The organism is Aquabacterium sp. (assembly GCF_029946005.1).
GTDB lineage: Bacteria > Pseudomonadota > Gammaproteobacteria > Burkholderiales > Burkholderiaceae_C > Aquabacterium.
Window position 1 is genome coordinate 268,198 of the sequence record NZ_JAQSDR010000008.1, and the last position, 15,186, is coordinate 283,383.

Here is a 15,186-nt window from a genome sequence, read left to right on the forward strand (position 1 = left end):
TTATCGCGGTTTCACGATGGTGTGGTCACGGGCAGGGGGTGCAGCTTGATCAGCTTGCGCAACTCGGGGATGCATGACCCGCAGTTGGTGCCGCATTTGAGTTGCCCTTGCAGGCTGGCCAGGCGTTCATCGGTGTTGCCCGGGCAAGTGGCCAGGGCTTCCACGATGGAAGGCTCGGTCACGTTGAAACAGGTGCATACCTGGCGTCCCTTGCTTTGCACGGCGACCGGAGGCGTGCTGCCTGGCGACAGCAAGGCCCGCCCGTAGGCATCGGCCGCCAGCTCATCTTGCAGCAGTGGGCGTATCCAAGCCTCGGCGCTGATGTCGCCGGCCAGCACAAAGGCCTGCAGCTTCAGGCCATCGTCGGTGCGCGCCATGCGCATGGCACGGCGCTGACCACGTTTTCGGTCCTGGTAGCGCAGCACGTCGCCACCGCCAATGCCCAGCAGCAACTCGATGCGTTCGACCAAGGCATCGCTGGCCGCTTCCAGGGCGGCAGCGCGGAACAGCACCCCCACCTTGCCAGAGCCACCGTCTGCTTGCCCTTCGCGGCCAAAAGGCACGCAACTGGTGAAGGCGAATGCCGACATCAAGGGCTTGAGCGCTTCGCGCACCGCCAGGGCCTGGTCTTGCGGCATCCAGGCCACGGCCAGCAAGCGCCACGGGTACTGGGCCTTGCTGATCTTGACCGCTGCGTGCTTGAGCTCAGGTTGCTTGGACTTGGGGCAAAAGGTGGACACGGTCAGCGCGTTGACGCCGGTCATGGGGCGGCCTTCGGCATCGATGCCACTGAGGTATTCCTCACCCCAGTGCATGGCGATGAAGGCCTGCATGGCGGCGATGGCGTCGCTGCCTTGCGCGGGGATCACGGCCGTGCCACGGCGAGAGGTCACTTGCACCAGGTCACCATCTGCCAAGCCCAGGCGCGCCATGTCCTGGGGGTTCATGTCGATGAGAGGCTCGCTGACGTGGCCAAACAAGCGCCCCAGCGTGCCGGTGCGGCTCATGCCATGCCACTGGTCGCGCAGGCGGCCTGTGTTCAGTGAGTACTGGAAGCGCGCGTCCCGCGCCTCGGCCACCGGCTCGTAACGGATGGCCGAGAAGCTGGCCCGCCCAGTGGGTGTGGGGTAAATGCCATCTTCGTACAGGCGCACCTTGCCAGTGGCCTGGCCATCGGGCATGGGCCACTGCTGTGGGCCGGTGGTCTCGAGGATCTGGTAGCTCAGGCCGGTGATGTCCAGATCGCGCCCGCGCGTTAATTCGCGGTGCTCGTTCCAGATGGATTCGGGCGTGTCGTAGGGAAAGAGGGTGGTCACATCGCGGCGATAAGCACCGCTGCGCTCGGGCAGACGCTCTTCCAGACGACGGCCCAAGTCCGAGAAAATGGCCCAGTCGTGGCGGGATTCGCCAGCAGCCGGAATGGCCGCGCGGATGCGGCTGATGCGGCGCTCGCTGTTGGTGACGGTGCCGTCTTTTTCGCCCCAGGTGGTGGCGGGCAAGAGCAAGTCGGCATAGGCGCAAGTGGCCGTGGTGGCAAAAGCCTCTTGCACGACCACGAACTCGGCCTTCTCCAACGCCTTGCGCACCGTGGCCTGGTCGGGCAGCGACTGAGCTGGGTTGGTGCAGGCGATCCACAAGGCTTTGATCTCGCCCCTGGCCGCGGCTTCGAACATCTCGACCGCGGTTTTGCCAGGCTTGGCAGGCACATCACGCACGCCCCACAGATCGGCTACTTCGGCACGGTGATCCGCGTTGCCCAGGTCTCGGTGCGCACTGAGCAGGTTGGCCATGCCGCCCACTTCGCGACCGCCCATGGCGTTGGGCTGGCCAGTCAATGAGAAAGGCCCGGCGCCAGCCTTGCCGATCTGGCCGGTGGCCAGGTGCAAGTTGATGAGAGCGGCGTTCTTGTCGGTGCCGCTGCTGCTTTGGTTCAAGCCCTGGCAGTACAGCGACAAGGTGGCGGTGGAATCGCCAAACCAGCGCGCGGCCTTGATCAGGTCATCTTGACTGATGCCGCAGGCGCTGGCCACGGCCTCGGGCGTGAAGTCGCGCACGATGACTTGCAGCGCTTCAAAGCCCTGGGTGTGGCGCTCGACATAGCCCATGTCCACCAGGCCTTCGTTCAGCATGATGTGCAGCATGCCGTGGAACAAGGCCACGTCGGTGCCGGGCAGGATGGGCAAGAACAGGTCGGCCATCTCGGCCGTCTCGGTCTTGCGCGGGTCGGCCACGATCATGCGCATCGCGGGGTTGGCGCGCTTGGCGTCTTCAATGCGGCGGAACAGGATCGGGTGGGCGTAGGCGGTGTTGGCCCCGACGATGAAGATGGTTTGCGCGTGCTGGAAGTCGTCGTAGCAGGACGGTGGGGCATCGGATCCCAGCGTGGCCTTGTAACCAGCCACCGCGCTGCTCATGCACAGGCGTGAGTTGGTGTCGACGTTGTTGGTCCCGATCAAGCCTTTGACCAGCTTGTTCATGACGTAATAGTCTTCGGTGAGCAGCTGGCCCGAGCCGTAGAAGCCGACAGCCTCGGGGCCATGTTCGCGGATGATGGCCGCGAAGCGATCGGCGGCCTCATTCATCGCGTCGTCCCAGGCCACGGCGGTGGGCGCGGTGCCACGGGTGCTGCGGCGCATGGGCGTCAACAGGCGTGTTTGCTGTTGAACCGAGGTGGCGGCGGTGAGGTGCAGGGTGCTGCCCTTGGTGCACAGTCGGCCGAAGTTGGCCGGGTGCTCAGGGTCGCCCTGCACATTGATGATCTTGCCTTTGACCGATTCGATCAAGACGCCACAGCCCGTTCCGCAGTAGGGGCAGGTGGCGCGTGTCTGGGTGGCGCGGATGGGGATCATGCAAGCGCCTTGGGATCGTCCAGCGCGATGCTGTTGAGTTCTTCCAGATCCAGGTAGACCTGGCCTGCATCGACCTTGACGCTGAACTTGGGTGTGCAGCCTTCATCGGGTGCGTGAGCGCAACCGCCCTCCAGGCCAATGGTCCAGTTGTGCAAGGGGCAAGCCACGCTGTGGCCAAACACGATGCCTTGCGACAAGGGGCCGCCTTTGTGCGGGCAACGGTCCAACAGCGCAAAGATCTGGTCATCGGCCGTGCGGAACACGGCGACTTCGGTGCCTTGGGCGCGCGTCACCCGGCGTGCACCGAGCACGGGGATGTCGTCAACGCTGCAAATGGGTTTCCATTGGCTCATGGTCGTTCATCTCTCAAAAAAATGCTCAGCGGGAGGCCACCTCTTGCGTGCAAGGGCGGCGCTTTTTATAGGGGATCAGGTCAGGCGGCTGTAAAGCCCGGTGACCTTGTCCATGATCTGCAAAATCTGCTCACTGGTCGAAAACACATCGCGTGCGCGGCGTGCGCCGCCGCTGCCTTCGCCCAAGCGCGACAAGGCCTGGTCGAAGAACACCCATTGCTGTTCGGCCAAGCCCAGCTGCTGCTGGATGGCTTCAGTGGCTTGCGGTGCGTTCATCAGGGTTTGCAATGCGGTGACGAATTCGGTGCGTGCCTTGTTGAGTTCCATCAGGGCATTGGGCACGGGGGCGCCCCAGTTCTGGCTCAGGTAAAACTTGGCCGTGCGTTGAGACAGCATGCGTTGCCGTCCCGCCAGGTTCACCAATTTTCCCACAGCGCGGCCTGAGTACTGCTCCAGTTGTTCGGTGCCTTGGTGGGCCAGCTTCAAGACCTGGGCATCCAGCGTCAACAAATTGAGCGTCGAGCTTCGTTCGGGCGTGTGGCCAATCAAGGCGCTTTTGTAGTCGCTCCACAAAGGCTCCATGGCAAGGTAGGTGCGTCGTATCTCGGGCGACGGTGCATAGACTTTGAGTTCCACAAACTGCCTGTCGAACAAGGCCATCGACTCCAACATGATCTTCTCTGCGCGCTCGGCATCAATCCCTTGCCCCATCGCGAGCCAGGCCTTGGCCATCCGTTGAGACAACATGCGCTGTCGTCCGGCCTTGTTGATGGCTCCATTCAAGCTGTTGATTTGGGCCTGTGCGGGCAGAGTTGCCAATGCAGTCATTGCCAAACCGCCTTTCAGACCATTTTTCATCCACACACGACGAGATACCGGGGACTGCCACAACATACTTCGAACTTCCTGACAACAACGTGAACAACAACAAACCTGCCATCAAACTCAAATGGCCAAAGGCTCGAACTGGCGGGTATCCACCTTGGCCTCTTGGAAGTCGAACCAGGGATCGGGCTCGCCTTCGAGTGAGAACTGCAACCTGGCCCAAAGCGCCTGACGGCCCTCGTGATCGTCCAGGATCTTTTTCTTGACGTAGTCCAGGCCCACGCGGTGGATCCAGTGCACCGTGCGCTCCAGGTACCAGCCCTCTTCGCGGTACAACTGCAGGAAGGCCCCGCTGTACACCATCACTTCATCGGCCGTCTTCAGCTTGGTGAAGAAGTGCGCTACTTCGGTCTTGATGCCGCCATTGCCGCCCACATAAACTTCCCAGCCCGAATCGACCCCGATGATCCCCACGTCCTTGATGCCCGACTCGGCGCAATTGCGCGGGCAACCCGACACGGCGATCTTGACCTTGTGCGGCGCGTACATCTTCCACAGCGCTTTTTCGATGTCGATGCCCAACTGGCTGCTGTTTTGCGTGCCAAAGCGGCACCACTCACTGCCCACGCAGGTCTTGACCGTGCGCAAGGCCTTGGCGTAGGCGTGGCCGCAAGGCATGTCCAGGTCTTTCCACACGTTCACCAGGTCTTCTTTTTTCACGCCCAGCAAATCGATGCGCTGCCCACCGGTCACCTTGATGGTGGGCACTTGGTACTTGTCGGCCACGTCGGCGATGCGGCGGAGGTCGGCCGCCGTGGTCTCGCCGCCGAACATGCGCGGGATCACCGAGTAGGTGCCATCCTTCTGGATGTTGGCGTGGCTGCGCTCGTTGATGAAGCGGCTTTGCGGGTCGTCCTGGGCCTGCTTGGGCCAACTGCTGATCAGGTAGTAGTTGACGGCCGGACGGCAGGTGGCGCAACCATTCGGTGTGCGCCAGGCCAGCGCCTTGTAAACCCCATCAATGCTCATCAGCTTTTGCTCGACGATGGCTTCGCGCACATCCTGATGGCTTTGGTCGGTGCATCCGCACAAGGCCTTTTTCTTGGGTGTGGACGAGTAGTCGCCCCCGGCCGTGAACATGATCAGTTGCTCGACCAGGCCAGTGCAAGATCCGCACGAGGCGCTCGCCTTGGTGTGCTTGCGCACCTCGTCCAGGGTGAACAGGCCTTTTTCCTTGATGGCCTTGCAGACCGCGCCCTTGGTGACGCCGTTGCAGCCGCAGACCTCATCGGTGTCCAGCATGGCGGCGGCCTTGCTGTGTCCCTGGTGGCCGGTGTCGCCGATATTGGACTCGCCAAACATCAACTTGTCGCGCACCTCGGTGATGCTGCGGCCCTCGCGGATCAGCTTGAAGTAATAGCTGCCATCCACCGTGTCGCCATACAGGCAGGCGCCGATCAGCTTGTTGTCCCGCAGCACCAGCTTCTTGTAGACACCGCCAAACGGGTCGGACAGCACGACCTCTTCAGTGCCATCACCCCCCATAAAATCGCCGGCCGAGAACAGATCAATGCCCGTGACCTTGAGCTTGGTGGACACCTGCGAGCCGGTGTAGCGGCCAATGCCGAACATGGCCAGGTGGTTGGCGCACACTTTGCCCTGCTCGAACAATGGCGCCACCAAGCCATAAGCGATGCCACGGTGCGCCGCGCATTCACCCACCGAATACACGCGTGGGTCGGTCACCGTCTGCATGGTGTCGTTGACGACGATGCCCCGGTTGCAATGGATGCCGATTTTCTCGGCCAGCTCGGTGTTGGGACGGATGCCCGCGGCCATGACCACCAAGTCGGCCGGCACCTCGGTGCCATCTTTGAACTTGACCGATTGCACGCGACCTTCGGCATTGCCCACCAGCTCTTGCGTCTGCGCGCCGATCATGAATTTCAGGCCACGCTCTTCCAGCGACTTTTGCAGCAACTTGCCGGCCACGTCGTCCAACTGGCGCTCCATCAACCAGGGCGCGATGTGCACCACGGTCACGCTCATGCCGCGCAACATCAGCCCGTTGGCCGCTTCCAGGCCCAGCAGGCCACCCCCGATCACCACCGCGTGCTGGTGGGTCGTGGCGGCCTCGATCATCGTGTTCGTGTCGGCAATGTCGCGGTAGGCGATCACGCCTTTCAAGTCCTTGCCGGGCACGGGCAGGATGAAGGGGTTGGAGCCCGTGGCGATCAGCAGGCGGTCGTACTCGGCCTGCGTGCCGTCATCGGCCGTCACCAGGCGCTTCTTGCGGTCGATGCTGGTGACCTTCTTGTTCAGGTGCAGCGTGATGCCATGCTCCGCATACCAGGCCAATGGATTGAGGATGATCTCATCGACCGTTTGCTCACCGGCCAGCACAGGCGACAACAAGATGCGGTTGTAGTTGGGATGTGGCTCGGCCCCGAATACCGTGATCTCGTACAGATCAGGTGCGATCTTCAGCAGCTCTTCCAGTGTGCGGACGCCGGCCATGCCATTGCCCACCATCACCAACTTCATCTTCTTCATGGTTCACCAACTCCCAGCAGGGAAATCTTGATCGTTGTCCGTATTTAAGAAGCAATATCAAGGCCAGATCTTTTTGGTGCGCACCACTGTGGTTCGATTCAAGGGCGCGGCAATCGCGCACCGCCTGTGGGCAAGAATCTTGCATTCAGGCTTCAAAAGCCGCTGGGTGTGTATCAAGTTGGTGCGCAGCGGCCCTTGTCACGTGAAATGAGACCTGAAAAATGAGCTTTGACATCGAGGTGGGCCAGGCGACCCACCGTGGGCCGCGTGAGGGTTTGGAGGACTTTGCGGCCGCTGCGCGCCCCGCGCCCCACGAAGAGGCATGGGGCGTGATCGCTGCGATTGCGGATGGCGTCTCCAGTGGTGGCCTGGGGTTGGAAGCCGCCCAGACCTCGGTGTTGGGCCTGGTGTCCGACTATTACGCCACCCCTGCCACCTGGGACACCACCGTGGCCCTGGACCGCGTCATCTCCGCGCAAAACGCCTGGCTGGCCGACCACAACCGCCGCCGTCAGGGCGTCCGGTCCGAAACCGGCGGGGGCATGGCCGCCATGACCACCTTGACCGCCTTGGTCTTGCGCGGCCATGGCTTCACCCTGGGCCATGTGGGCGACAGCCGTGCCTACCTCATCCGGGCTGGCGAGTGCACTCAACTCACGCAAGACCACACCTTGGGGCCCTTGGAGTTCCAGAACGGCTTGACGCGTGCGGTGGGCCTGGACGATGGCGTGCGCGTGGACTACATCGAAGGTGATCTGCAGATCGGCGACACCTTTGTGCTGACCACGGATGGCGTGCACGGCGTGCTGAAGGCCAAGCAGTTGCGGGTGTTGGCCGAACAAGGTACTGCCCAGGAAGCCAGTGACGCGCTGGTGTCCAAAGCCGTCAACGGCGGCGGCCGAGACAACGCCACGGCCCTGGTCATCCGCATCAAAGGCCTGGCCGCCGCTTTGCTGGAGGATGCTGAAAGGCGAGGGCGCTTGCTGCCTGTGCCGCCCAAGCTGAAAGAAGGCGATGTGCTGGACGGCTTGCGCGTGCAGGCGGACGTCTTCAACAACGGCGTGCACCGCCTTTACCGCGTGCTGGACGAAAGCACGGGTCAGTTGATGGCCCTCAAGACCTTGCACGAAGCGCAGGCCAGCGATCCCGAAGAGCGGGCCATGCTGGCGCACGAGGCCTGGCTCGGCGCCCGCGTCACCGACCGCGATGCGCGAGGCTGGGTCAAGGTCTTTGAGCCCCATCAACCCACTGCGTTCTACACACTTTTTGAGTGGCACTCCGGCACCACCTTGGGCGCCATGCTGGCCAGCAAGCAGCATTTCAGCGTTCACGACATCATCGAAGGCGCAACCACGGTGGCCCGATCCTTAGGCCGCCTGCATCAACACGGCGTCATCCACCGCGACATCAAACCTGACAACGTGCAATTGGGCGACGACGGCTTGTGGCGTGTGCTGGACCTGGGCGTGGCACTGTCCGGCAAGGAGCCGCAGGCGTTGCGCGAGTTGCATGCAGGCACGCCCAGCTACATGAATCCCGAGCAATGGAGCGCAGTTCCCTCCGAGTCCATGGCCAACCCACAAAGCGACCTGTTCGCTTTGGGCGTGACCCTGTACCAATGGCTCACCGGTGGGCGATTGCCTTATGGCGACATCGAGCCGTACCAGATCGGCCGCTACCGGCGCGACCCGGTGGCCCCCTCGCGGATCCGTCCGGACGTGCCCATTTGGCTGGACCACATCGTGTTGAAAGCCGTGGCCCGTGATCAGAAAATGCGTTTTGAAACTGCGGAGGAATTGCTGCTTGCCCTGGAGCGAGGGGCCTCTCGGCCCTTGTCTGCGCCGCACGCCACGCCCCTGATGGCGCGCGACCCCGTGGTCCTGTGGCAGATTGCCCTGGGGGTGTCCATCCTGTTCAATTTGCTGCTCATTTACTGGCTGGCCTTCTTGCCCCGAACCTGAGGCCGCCTCGCAATCAGTGACAATCGCGGCTGTCGAGTACGAGAGAGACCCCCATGAGCATCAAGTCAGACCGCTGGATCCGCCAGATGGCCCAAGAGCACGGCATGATCGAACCCTTCGAGCCTGGTCAGGTCAGGGCGACGGCGGATGGGCAGCGCATCGTCAGTTATGGCACCAGCAGTTACGGCTACGACATCCGTTGTGCCAACGAATTCAAAATCTTCACCAACATCCACTCCACGGTGGTTGATCCGAAGAATTTCGATGAGCGCAGCTTTGTCGATGTGCAAGGCGATTACTGCATCATTCCGCCGAACAGTTTTGCGTTGGCGCGCACCGTGGAGTATTTCCGGATTCCTCGCAGCGTCCTGACCATTTGCCTGGGCAAGAGCACCTACGCCCGCTGCGGCATCATCGTCAACGTCACGCCCTTCGAGCCCGAATGGGAAGGTTACGTCACCCTTGAATTCAGCAACACCACCCCGTTGCCCGCCAAAATCTACGCTGGCGAAGGGTGTGCACAAGTGCTGTTTTTTGAAAGCGATGAAGTATGTGAAACCAGTTACCGTGACCGGGGTGGCAAATACCAGGGTCAAACCGGCGTAACCCTGCCTAAAACTTAATCAGTTATTGCCGACATTCACACATGACCCTTCATCTGAAGGATTCAGGAGTGATTACGATCAGTTACAATTGATCGGTCGGCTTTGATTGCGTCGCAGCACGTCAAAGCACCGAGAACAGGTGTTCGTGCTTTACATCCACGCGAAGTCATCGTCGGCTTTCGAGAGGGGGTGGATGTGCGTCAATGCCCCATGTTGTATTTATTTTTCGGGCTTTTCCCCATGCGCCGTCCGCTTCACTCCCCCGCTTTAATCAGCGCATTTTTTGACAGTCTTCGTCCAGAGCAGCGTGACACCGCGCAGGCCATGCAGCAGGCCATCCTGGAAGCGGCGCCCCATTTGCGCCAAGAGGTCAAATGGGGCAATTTGTGCTTCGTCAACGACCGTGACAACGTCATGGCCATCGTGCTGCACAAGGCCAATGCGCACTTGCAGGTCTTCAATGGCGTGCTGTTGATGGGCGAGTTTCCCGAGCTGGAAGGCGCTGGCCGAGGCATGCGCCACATCAAAACCCGTTACCGCATCCCCGTCAACGGCCAACTCGTGAAAGAGCTGACCCAGGCCTGTTTGCGAGCCTGGGGCCGCTAGTTGGTGTGGTTATTGCAATCCCGGATGGTCACGATCATGGCGGGTTTGTAAAATGTCCTCTGAAACAACGGACATCCATGCACCTGCTCAACGCTGACCTTCATTGTCATTCCAATGTGTCCGATGGCACATTGACCCCGGAAGCCCTGGCTGAACGGGCCAAGCGCAACGGGGTGCAACTGTGGGCGCTGACCGACCACGATGAAGTCGGCGGGCAGCATCGTGCCAGGGCCGCTGCTCAGGCGCAAGGCATGGCTTACCTGACCGGTTCTGAAGTGTCCGTCACCTTTGCGGGCAAGACGGTGCACATCGTCGGCCTGGGCTTCGATCCGGATCACCCCAGTTTGCAGCAAGGCCTGGTGGACACCCGTGGCGGTCGTGAGCGCCGTGCTCGCGACATGGCCGAGGGTCTTGCCAAAGTGGGCATCCCGAATGCCTTTGAAGGCGCACTGCGCTACGTCGCCAACCCCGATCTGATTTCGCGCACGCACTTCGCACGCTATCTGGTGGAGATTGGCGTGTGCTCCGAGGCCCACGACGTCTTCAAGCGCTACCTGACCGAAGGCAAGCCCGGTTACGTGGAGCACCGCTGGGCAACGCTGTCTGACGCCATCCACTGGATCACCGAAGCTGGTGGAGAGGCTGTCATTGCCCACCCGGGGCGCTACGGTTTCACCCCCAACGAAGAGTACGCACTGTTCACCGAGTTCAAAGCGCATGGCGGACGCGGCGTGGAAGTCGTCACCGGCAGCCACACCGTGCCGGAGTACGCCAAGTACGCCGACATGGCGATTGAATTCGACCTCCTGGCCTCGCGGGGCTCCGACTTTCACGACCCTGCTGAAAGTCACACCGACCTGGGTACCTTGCCCGATTTGCCTGGCCGTTTGACGCCCGTGTGGCAGGCCCTGGAGCACCGCATCTTTCAACCCTGAAAGGGCTCCATGGCTCAATACTTTGAAGTGCACCCGCAGCATCCGCAAACGCGCTTGCTGAAACAGGCCGCCGACATCCTCCACAAAGGAGGGGTCGTCGCTTTGCCCACCGATTCCAGCTATGCCCTGGTTTGTCGGCTCGACGACAAGGATGCGGCGACGGCCTTGCGGCGCATCCGTGCGGTGGATGAGCGCCATCACCTGACCTTGCTGTGCCGGGATCTGTCCGAGCTGGCCAACTATGCCCGTGTAGACAACCGCCAGTACCGGCTGCTCAAGCTGGGCACGCCCGGTCCGTACACCTTCATCCTTGAGGCGACCAAAGAGGTGCCTCGTCGAGTCTCTCACCCCTCTCGTCGCACGGTCGGTTTGCGCGTTCCCGAGCACACGGTCGCCCAGGCCTTGCTGGAAATTCTGGGTCAGCCCTTGCTGGGCACCACGCTGATCATGCCGGGCGAGGAGTTGGCCCTCAACGATGCCAACGACATCCGCGAGCGTCTGCAAAAACAGGTGCAGGCCGTGATCGATTCAGGCGCTTGTCCGCTGGAGCCCACGACCGTGATCGACCTGAGTTCGGGCGATGCCGTGGTGATCCGCCAAGGCCGTGGCGACCTGGCTAGGGTTGGGCTGGCGGCGTTGGCCTGATCGGTGTCAACTGCAGGGCCTGGCTCAACCACTGGGCATCAAAGCCCAGGTGCCATTGGCCTTTGACGCGCATCAGCGGCGTACCCGGTGCGCCTTGCGACTCATAGGCTTGTCGGCACACGGCGTTCAATTCGACATCGCATTCTTGCCAGGGCACCTGGTGGCTGTCCAACCAATCCGCAGCCTTGGCGCAGTAGACGCAACTCTCGGTGGAGTACATCGTGATGTCGCCCGGCTTGGCGAGTTGTCGGGCGGTAGACGCTGCGCGCTCCTGCGTCCACCAAGCCCAGCCTTTGCTGCCACCCACGAACACCAGCATGATGCCGACCAGCACCCACCATTGATGACGTCTTTGGGCCATGTTGTTCAAGGCTGAGGTGGCGTGGGGGCGGTTTTCTGACCGAGCTTGCTTTCCTGCCCAGCCAGCAGCTTGCGGATGTTGGCGGCATGTCGCCAGATCAGCAGGGCGCTCATGATGGCCACACCGATGGTCATGGTGCTGATGCCCATGAGTTGCCACTGAATGACTGGCGCGGCCAGCGAGGCCGCCAGTGCCGCCAGCGATGAGTAGCGGAACACCACGGCCATCAGCAGCCACACCGCCAGCACCAACCCGCCCAGCGTGGGTTCAAAGGCCAGCAACACGCCCGCCGCCGTGGCCACGCCTTTGCCGCCTTCAAAGCGAAAGAAGATCGGCCAGAGGTGTCCCAGAAAGGCCGCCAGTCCCACCAAGGTGACGGTGGTTTGGTCCATGCCCATGCGCTGGGCAATTGCCACCGGCACATAGCCCTTGAGTGCGTCAAACAGCAAGGTCAGGATGGCGGCGCCCTTGTGGCCGGAGCGCAGCACATTGGTCGCGCCAGGGTTGCCCGATCCGTAGGTGCGCGGGTCACTCAAGCCAAACAGGCGGCTCACGATCACGGCAAATGAGAGGGACCCCACGAGGTAGGACAACACGGCGGCCACGGCGGTGACCAGTGGGGAATCGGTAACAAGCGAATCCATGAGTTCTGTGCGGCGTTGAAACAGGTCGCCAGTGTAGTGGTTGCGTTTACACAGTTTGTGGGTTTATGCCATGCTGAAGGACGGGGCAAATTGGCGACAATCTGCGGGTTTCTCTGACATCGGTTGTGGACATCATGATTACGTATCAATCTAAAAATTCCTGGCAACGTCCTTTGTTGATCGCGCTCATCGGCAGCGCGGTAGTTGGCACTGGGGTGTGGTGGTTCGCGGGGCATTCCGGACCAGACGCAACCACCCAAGTCAGTTCCGCGGCCTCCGAGCCCATGGCGGCCACCAGCAGCACAGTCGCGCCGACAACGCCTGCATTGGCCGTCTCCACCGATCCCACCATCTTGTCCGATGGCCGCCCCTCCGATTTCACGCCTGGCGTGTGGTCGGCCCTGGACAAGGCCATGAAGAGCAAGCCGCAGCTCAAGCCCGAAGTCGACAAGGTGCTGAGCTACATGCGCTTTCAGCGCAGTTTCGAACAATGGCAATCCCTGGAGGACGCGCGCGATGCGCAGCAGCGTCACCAACTGGCGCAAAGCCTCCTGAACCAGATGCCTGATCGCCTGGCCAAGGGGGAGTTCTCCTTGAGCGAGGCGCTGATGATGACCACGGTTTTGCTGTCAGACCTCGAGCCCGATGAGAAAAAGCGTGAACAGCAAGTGGAAGAGTGGGGCAAGAAGATGGCCTTCGCCGCGCCCCAGCCCACGGATGATGCACAAGTCCAGGCGGAGCAAAAAAAGGTGGAAGATCTGCGCATCCTTCCTGGCCTCCTCACGGAAGGCCCCAATCCGGACCCGGCCAAGGTGCAGCAAGCCCTGGAAGAGCGCAGCCGCCTTTCGCGCTGAACCGAGGATGTGGGTGTCGTGGGTTTGTCCCATGCTTTCGGTCGTGACTCAGTGCCGACAATCCACCGGTTTCCCTGACATTGGCTTTTGGCGTTCATGATCACATATCGAGAAAGTACCAAGTTCTGGCAGCGATCATGGCTCGCCGCGCTGATCGGCGGGCTGGCTGTCGGTGGAGGTGTTTGGTGGTGGCAGGCGCATCAGGAAGCCTTGCATGCCAGCGAGGTGGTGTCGTCGTCAGCGTCAGCGCCAGTGCTGACTCCGCAGAGGCCGGTCTTCGCGGAGGTGGTGGTTGGCGCAGCTTCAACGCCCACGTTGCTTGCCGATGGGCGGCCCTCTGATTTCACACCAGAGGACTGGGCCGCCTTGAAAGCTGCGATGAGCAGCCAGCCCAATGGCCAAGCCGAGATGGAACGCGTGGTGACTTACCTGCGGTTTCAGCGCAGTTTTGAGCAATGGCAGGCGCTCGCGGATTCTCGCGATGTGCATCAGCGCCACCAATTGGCCGAAAGCCTGCTGACCCAGGTGCCCGATCGCTTGGCCAAGGGCGAGGTCACCATGGGCGAGGCCTTGTTGCTGAGCACCGCCTTGTTGACCGACCTGGAATCCGACGAACGCCTCAGGGAGCAACGCCTGATTGAGATGCGCAGCAAGTTTGAAGCCCGGGCACCCCAGCCTGACGCAGAACAAGCCGCCCGCGAAGCGGAGCGCTTGACGGAGTTCAAGCGCCGCCAGTCGGCCATCGTGGCGTCCTGGCAGGCCCAACCCGAGGGCAAGCGCGACCAGGCGGCGCTGGAGCGCGATCTGGAGTCGGCGCGGCGCGCGGTGTACGGCAACGCCAAACGGTGACGTCGGCGTGGTGGTCACCGAGGAGGTCTATAGAATCCTCGTCACATGACATCGTTGAATGACTCTTACAAGCCCAAACTCGCCTGGGGCCTGCTGATCGCGGTCCTGGTGCTGTTCGTTTGGAAGTTTGCCGCCGCGCTGGCGCCTTTCATGCTCAGCCTGGTGCTGGCCTATGGCCTCAAACCTGCGGTGGACAGCCTGGTCAAGCGCGGGGTGCCCCGTGCTGTGTCCGTGGCCTTGTGCGTGCTGTTGGCCCTGTTGATGGTGCTGACCTTGCTGGTTTTGCTGGTGCCCATCGTGTCGCAGGTGGTGCCCATGCTCAAGGCCCAGGTCCCCGACCTGTTCTCGAACGTTTGGATCAGCGTGCAACCTTGGCTGTCGCAATTGGGGGTGGAGCTGCCCAGCCTGGAAGAAGGCAAGGCGATGCTGGTCGAGTGGATCAACTCCCACGCATCGCAATGGGCTGGGGCGATCGTGAGTTCGGTGCTGATCGGTGGCGGCGGCTTGATGACGCTGCTGGGTTTTCTGCTGATGGTGCCCATGCTGGCGTTTTACTGGCTCATGGATTGGGATGACATCATTGACCGAGGCTGGCGTTTGCTTCCACCGCGCTGGCGCCCCGCCGTGAAAGAGGTGTTGACCGATTGCGACGAGGTTTTAGGGCAATTCCTGCGGGGGCAGGTGTTGGTCATGCTGATCATGGCCGTGTTCTACAGCGTGGCCTTGGCCTTGGCCGGTTTCAAGCTGGCATTGCCCATTGGCGTGTTCACGGGGCTGGCCATGTGCATTCCTTACCTCGGCTTTGGCGTGGGGCTGGTGCTGGCACTGCTGTCTGGCGTCCTGCAGTTCAGCCCAACCACCTCTGGCATGGCGTACCCACTCATCGCGGTGGCTGTGGTGTATGGCGGGGGGCAGGTGCTTGAAAGCTTTTTCCTCACGCCACGTCTGGTGGGCGGGCGCATCGGTCTGCACCCGCTGGCGGTCATCTTTGCGCTGTTGTTGTTTGGACAAGCCCTGGGCTTTGTGGGCGTCTTGATCGCTTTGCCTGTGAGTGCCTTGCTGCTGGTGTTGGCTCGCCGTGCCCTGACCAGCTATCGCCGCAGTCGTGCATTCCTGGGCACGCCCGACCCAGAACAGGGGTGATGT

At 61.9% G+C, this 15,186-nt stretch carries 14 protein-coding genes; 8 read left to right on the forward strand and 6 right to left on the reverse strand.

Going from position 1 to position 15,186, the window contains the following annotated elements; all coding sequences use genetic code 11:
* Window positions 1–11: 11 nt before the first annotated feature.
* The 4 genes from PSV38_RS06275 to nirB form a co-directional block, all read right to left on the reverse strand.
* A complete protein-coding gene (locus PSV38_RS06275) occupies window positions 12–2,849 on the reverse strand; it encodes a nitrate reductase (RefSeq protein ID WP_300545972.1) in 2,838 nt (945 codons plus the stop codon).
* The gene (gene nirD / locus PSV38_RS06280) at window positions 2,846–3,202 is read right to left on the reverse strand and encodes a nitrite reductase small subunit NirD (RefSeq protein ID WP_300545973.1); all 357 of its coding nucleotides are present in this window, start codon (window positions 3,200–3,202) and stop codon (window positions 2,846–2,848) included. Before nirD ends, PSV38_RS06275 begins: the two co-directional genes overlap by 4 nt.
* A 75-nt stretch (window positions 3,203–3,277) precedes the next feature.
* Window positions 3,278–4,030, reverse strand: a complete 753-nt coding sequence (locus PSV38_RS06285) for a type IV pili methyl-accepting chemotaxis transducer N-terminal domain-containing protein (RefSeq protein WP_300545974.1) — start codon at window positions 4,028–4,030, stop codon at window positions 3,278–3,280.
* 117 nt (window positions 4,031–4,147) lie between these two features.
* On the reverse strand, window positions 4,148–6,580 hold the full coding sequence (gene nirB / locus PSV38_RS06290; protein WP_300545976.1) for a nitrite reductase large subunit NirB: 2,433 nt from the start codon (window positions 6,578–6,580) through the stop codon (window positions 4,148–4,150).
* Window positions 6,581–6,801: 221 nt separating this feature from the next.
* Between nirB and PSV38_RS06295 the strand changes: the two genes are divergently transcribed.
* The 5 genes from PSV38_RS06295 (at window position 6,802) to PSV38_RS06315 (ending at window position 11,332) form a co-directional block, all read left to right on the forward strand.
* On the forward strand, window positions 6,802–8,541 hold the full coding sequence (locus PSV38_RS06295; RefSeq protein WP_300545978.1) for a bifunctional protein-serine/threonine kinase/phosphatase: 1,740 nt from the start codon (window positions 6,802–6,804) through the stop codon (window positions 8,539–8,541).
* Window positions 8,542–8,594: 53 nt separating this feature from the next.
* Window positions 8,595–9,164 (forward strand): dCTP deaminase, encoded by a 570-nt coding sequence (gene dcd, locus PSV38_RS06300; protein WP_300545979.1) that lies wholly within the window; start codon window positions 8,595–8,597, stop codon window positions 9,162–9,164.
* Between the two features lie 222 nt (window positions 9,165–9,386).
* Window positions 9,387–9,752: a DUF1801 domain-containing protein gene (locus PSV38_RS06305; RefSeq protein WP_300545980.1), complete on the forward strand. Its 366-nt coding sequence runs from the start codon at window positions 9,387–9,389 to the stop codon at window positions 9,750–9,752.
* Between the two features lie 77 nt (window positions 9,753–9,829).
* Entirely contained in the window at window positions 9,830–10,687 is an 858-nt protein-coding gene (locus tag PSV38_RS06310; protein ID WP_300545981.1) for a 3',5'-nucleoside bisphosphate phosphatase, read from the forward strand.
* Window positions 10,688–10,696: 9 nt separating this feature from the next.
* The gene (locus tag PSV38_RS06315; protein ID WP_300545982.1) at window positions 10,697–11,332 is read left to right on the forward strand and encodes an L-threonylcarbamoyladenylate synthase; all 636 of its coding nucleotides are present in this window, start codon (window positions 10,697–10,699) and stop codon (window positions 11,330–11,332) included.
* Here the strand turns inward: PSV38_RS06315 and PSV38_RS06320 are convergent.
* A complete protein-coding gene (locus tag PSV38_RS06320) occupies window positions 11,304–11,693 on the reverse strand; it encodes a glutaredoxin family protein (protein ID WP_300545984.1) in 390 nt (129 codons plus the stop codon). The genes PSV38_RS06315 and PSV38_RS06320 overlap by 29 nt on opposite strands.
* 5 nt (window positions 11,694–11,698) lie before the next feature.
* A complete protein-coding gene (gene plsY, locus PSV38_RS06325) occupies window positions 11,699–12,337 on the reverse strand; it encodes a glycerol-3-phosphate 1-O-acyltransferase PlsY (RefSeq protein WP_300545986.1) in 639 nt (212 codons plus the stop codon).
* Window positions 12,338–12,471: 134 nt separating this feature from the next.
* Here plsY and PSV38_RS06330 point away from each other — a divergent pair, with 134 nt between their 5' ends.
* The 3 genes from PSV38_RS06330 (at window position 12,472) to PSV38_RS06340 (ending at window position 15,183) form a co-directional block, all read left to right on the forward strand.
* The gene (locus tag PSV38_RS06330; protein ID WP_300545988.1) at window positions 12,472–13,191 is read left to right on the forward strand and encodes a hypothetical protein; all 720 of its coding nucleotides are present in this window, start codon (window positions 12,472–12,474) and stop codon (window positions 13,189–13,191) included.
* A 96-nt stretch (window positions 13,192–13,287) separates the two neighbouring features.
* Window positions 13,288–14,040: a hypothetical protein gene (locus PSV38_RS06335; protein WP_300545989.1), complete on the forward strand. Its 753-nt coding sequence runs from the start codon at window positions 13,288–13,290 to the stop codon at window positions 14,038–14,040.
* Between the two features lie 45 nt (window positions 14,041–14,085).
* A complete protein-coding gene (locus tag PSV38_RS06340; protein WP_300545990.1) occupies window positions 14,086–15,183 on the forward strand; it encodes an AI-2E family transporter in 1,098 nt (365 codons plus the stop codon).
* Window positions 15,184–15,186: the final 3 nt, after the last annotated feature.

Bases quoted from the DNA above. Each gene is read 5' to 3' on its own strand.
- nirB (WP_300545976.1), bottom strand. From the start codon at position 6,580: ATGAAGAAGATGAAGTTGGTGATGGTGGGCAATGGCATGGCCGGCGTC.
- PSV38_RS06285 (WP_300545974.1), bottom strand. From the start codon at position 4,030: ATGACTGCATTGGCAACTCTGCCCGCACAGGCCCAAATCAACAGCTTG.
- PSV38_RS06315 (WP_300545982.1), top strand. From the start codon at position 10,697: ATGGCTCAATACTTTGAAGTGCACCCGCAGCATCCGCAAACGCGCTTG.
- PSV38_RS06275 (WP_300545972.1), bottom strand. From the start codon at position 2,849: ATGATCCCCATCCGCGCCACCCAGACACGCGCCACCTGCCCCTACTGC.
- dcd (WP_300545979.1), top strand. From the start codon at position 8,595: ATGAGCATCAAGTCAGACCGCTGGATCCGCCAGATGGCCCAAGAGCAC.
- PSV38_RS06335 (WP_300545989.1), top strand. From the start codon at position 13,288: ATGATCACATATCGAGAAAGTACCAAGTTCTGGCAGCGATCATGGCTC.
- nirD (WP_300545973.1), bottom strand. From the start codon at position 3,202: ATGAGCCAATGGAAACCCATTTGCAGCGTTGACGACATCCCCGTGCTC.
- PSV38_RS06320 (WP_300545984.1), bottom strand. From the start codon at position 11,693: ATGGCCCAAAGACGTCATCAATGGTGGGTGCTGGTCGGCATCATGCTG.
- PSV38_RS06340 (WP_300545990.1), top strand. From the start codon at position 14,086: ATGACATCGTTGAATGACTCTTACAAGCCCAAACTCGCCTGGGGCCTG.
- plsY (WP_300545986.1), bottom strand. From the start codon at position 12,337: ATGGATTCGCTTGTTACCGATTCCCCACTGGTCACCGCCGTGGCCGCC.
- PSV38_RS06310 (WP_300545981.1), top strand. From the start codon at position 9,830: ATGCACCTGCTCAACGCTGACCTTCATTGTCATTCCAATGTGTCCGAT.
- PSV38_RS06330 (WP_300545988.1), top strand. From the start codon at position 12,472: ATGATTACGTATCAATCTAAAAATTCCTGGCAACGTCCTTTGTTGATC.
- PSV38_RS06295 (WP_300545978.1), top strand. From the start codon at position 6,802: ATGAGCTTTGACATCGAGGTGGGCCAGGCGACCCACCGTGGGCCGCGT.
- PSV38_RS06305 (WP_300545980.1), top strand. From the start codon at position 9,387: ATGCGCCGTCCGCTTCACTCCCCCGCTTTAATCAGCGCATTTTTTGAC.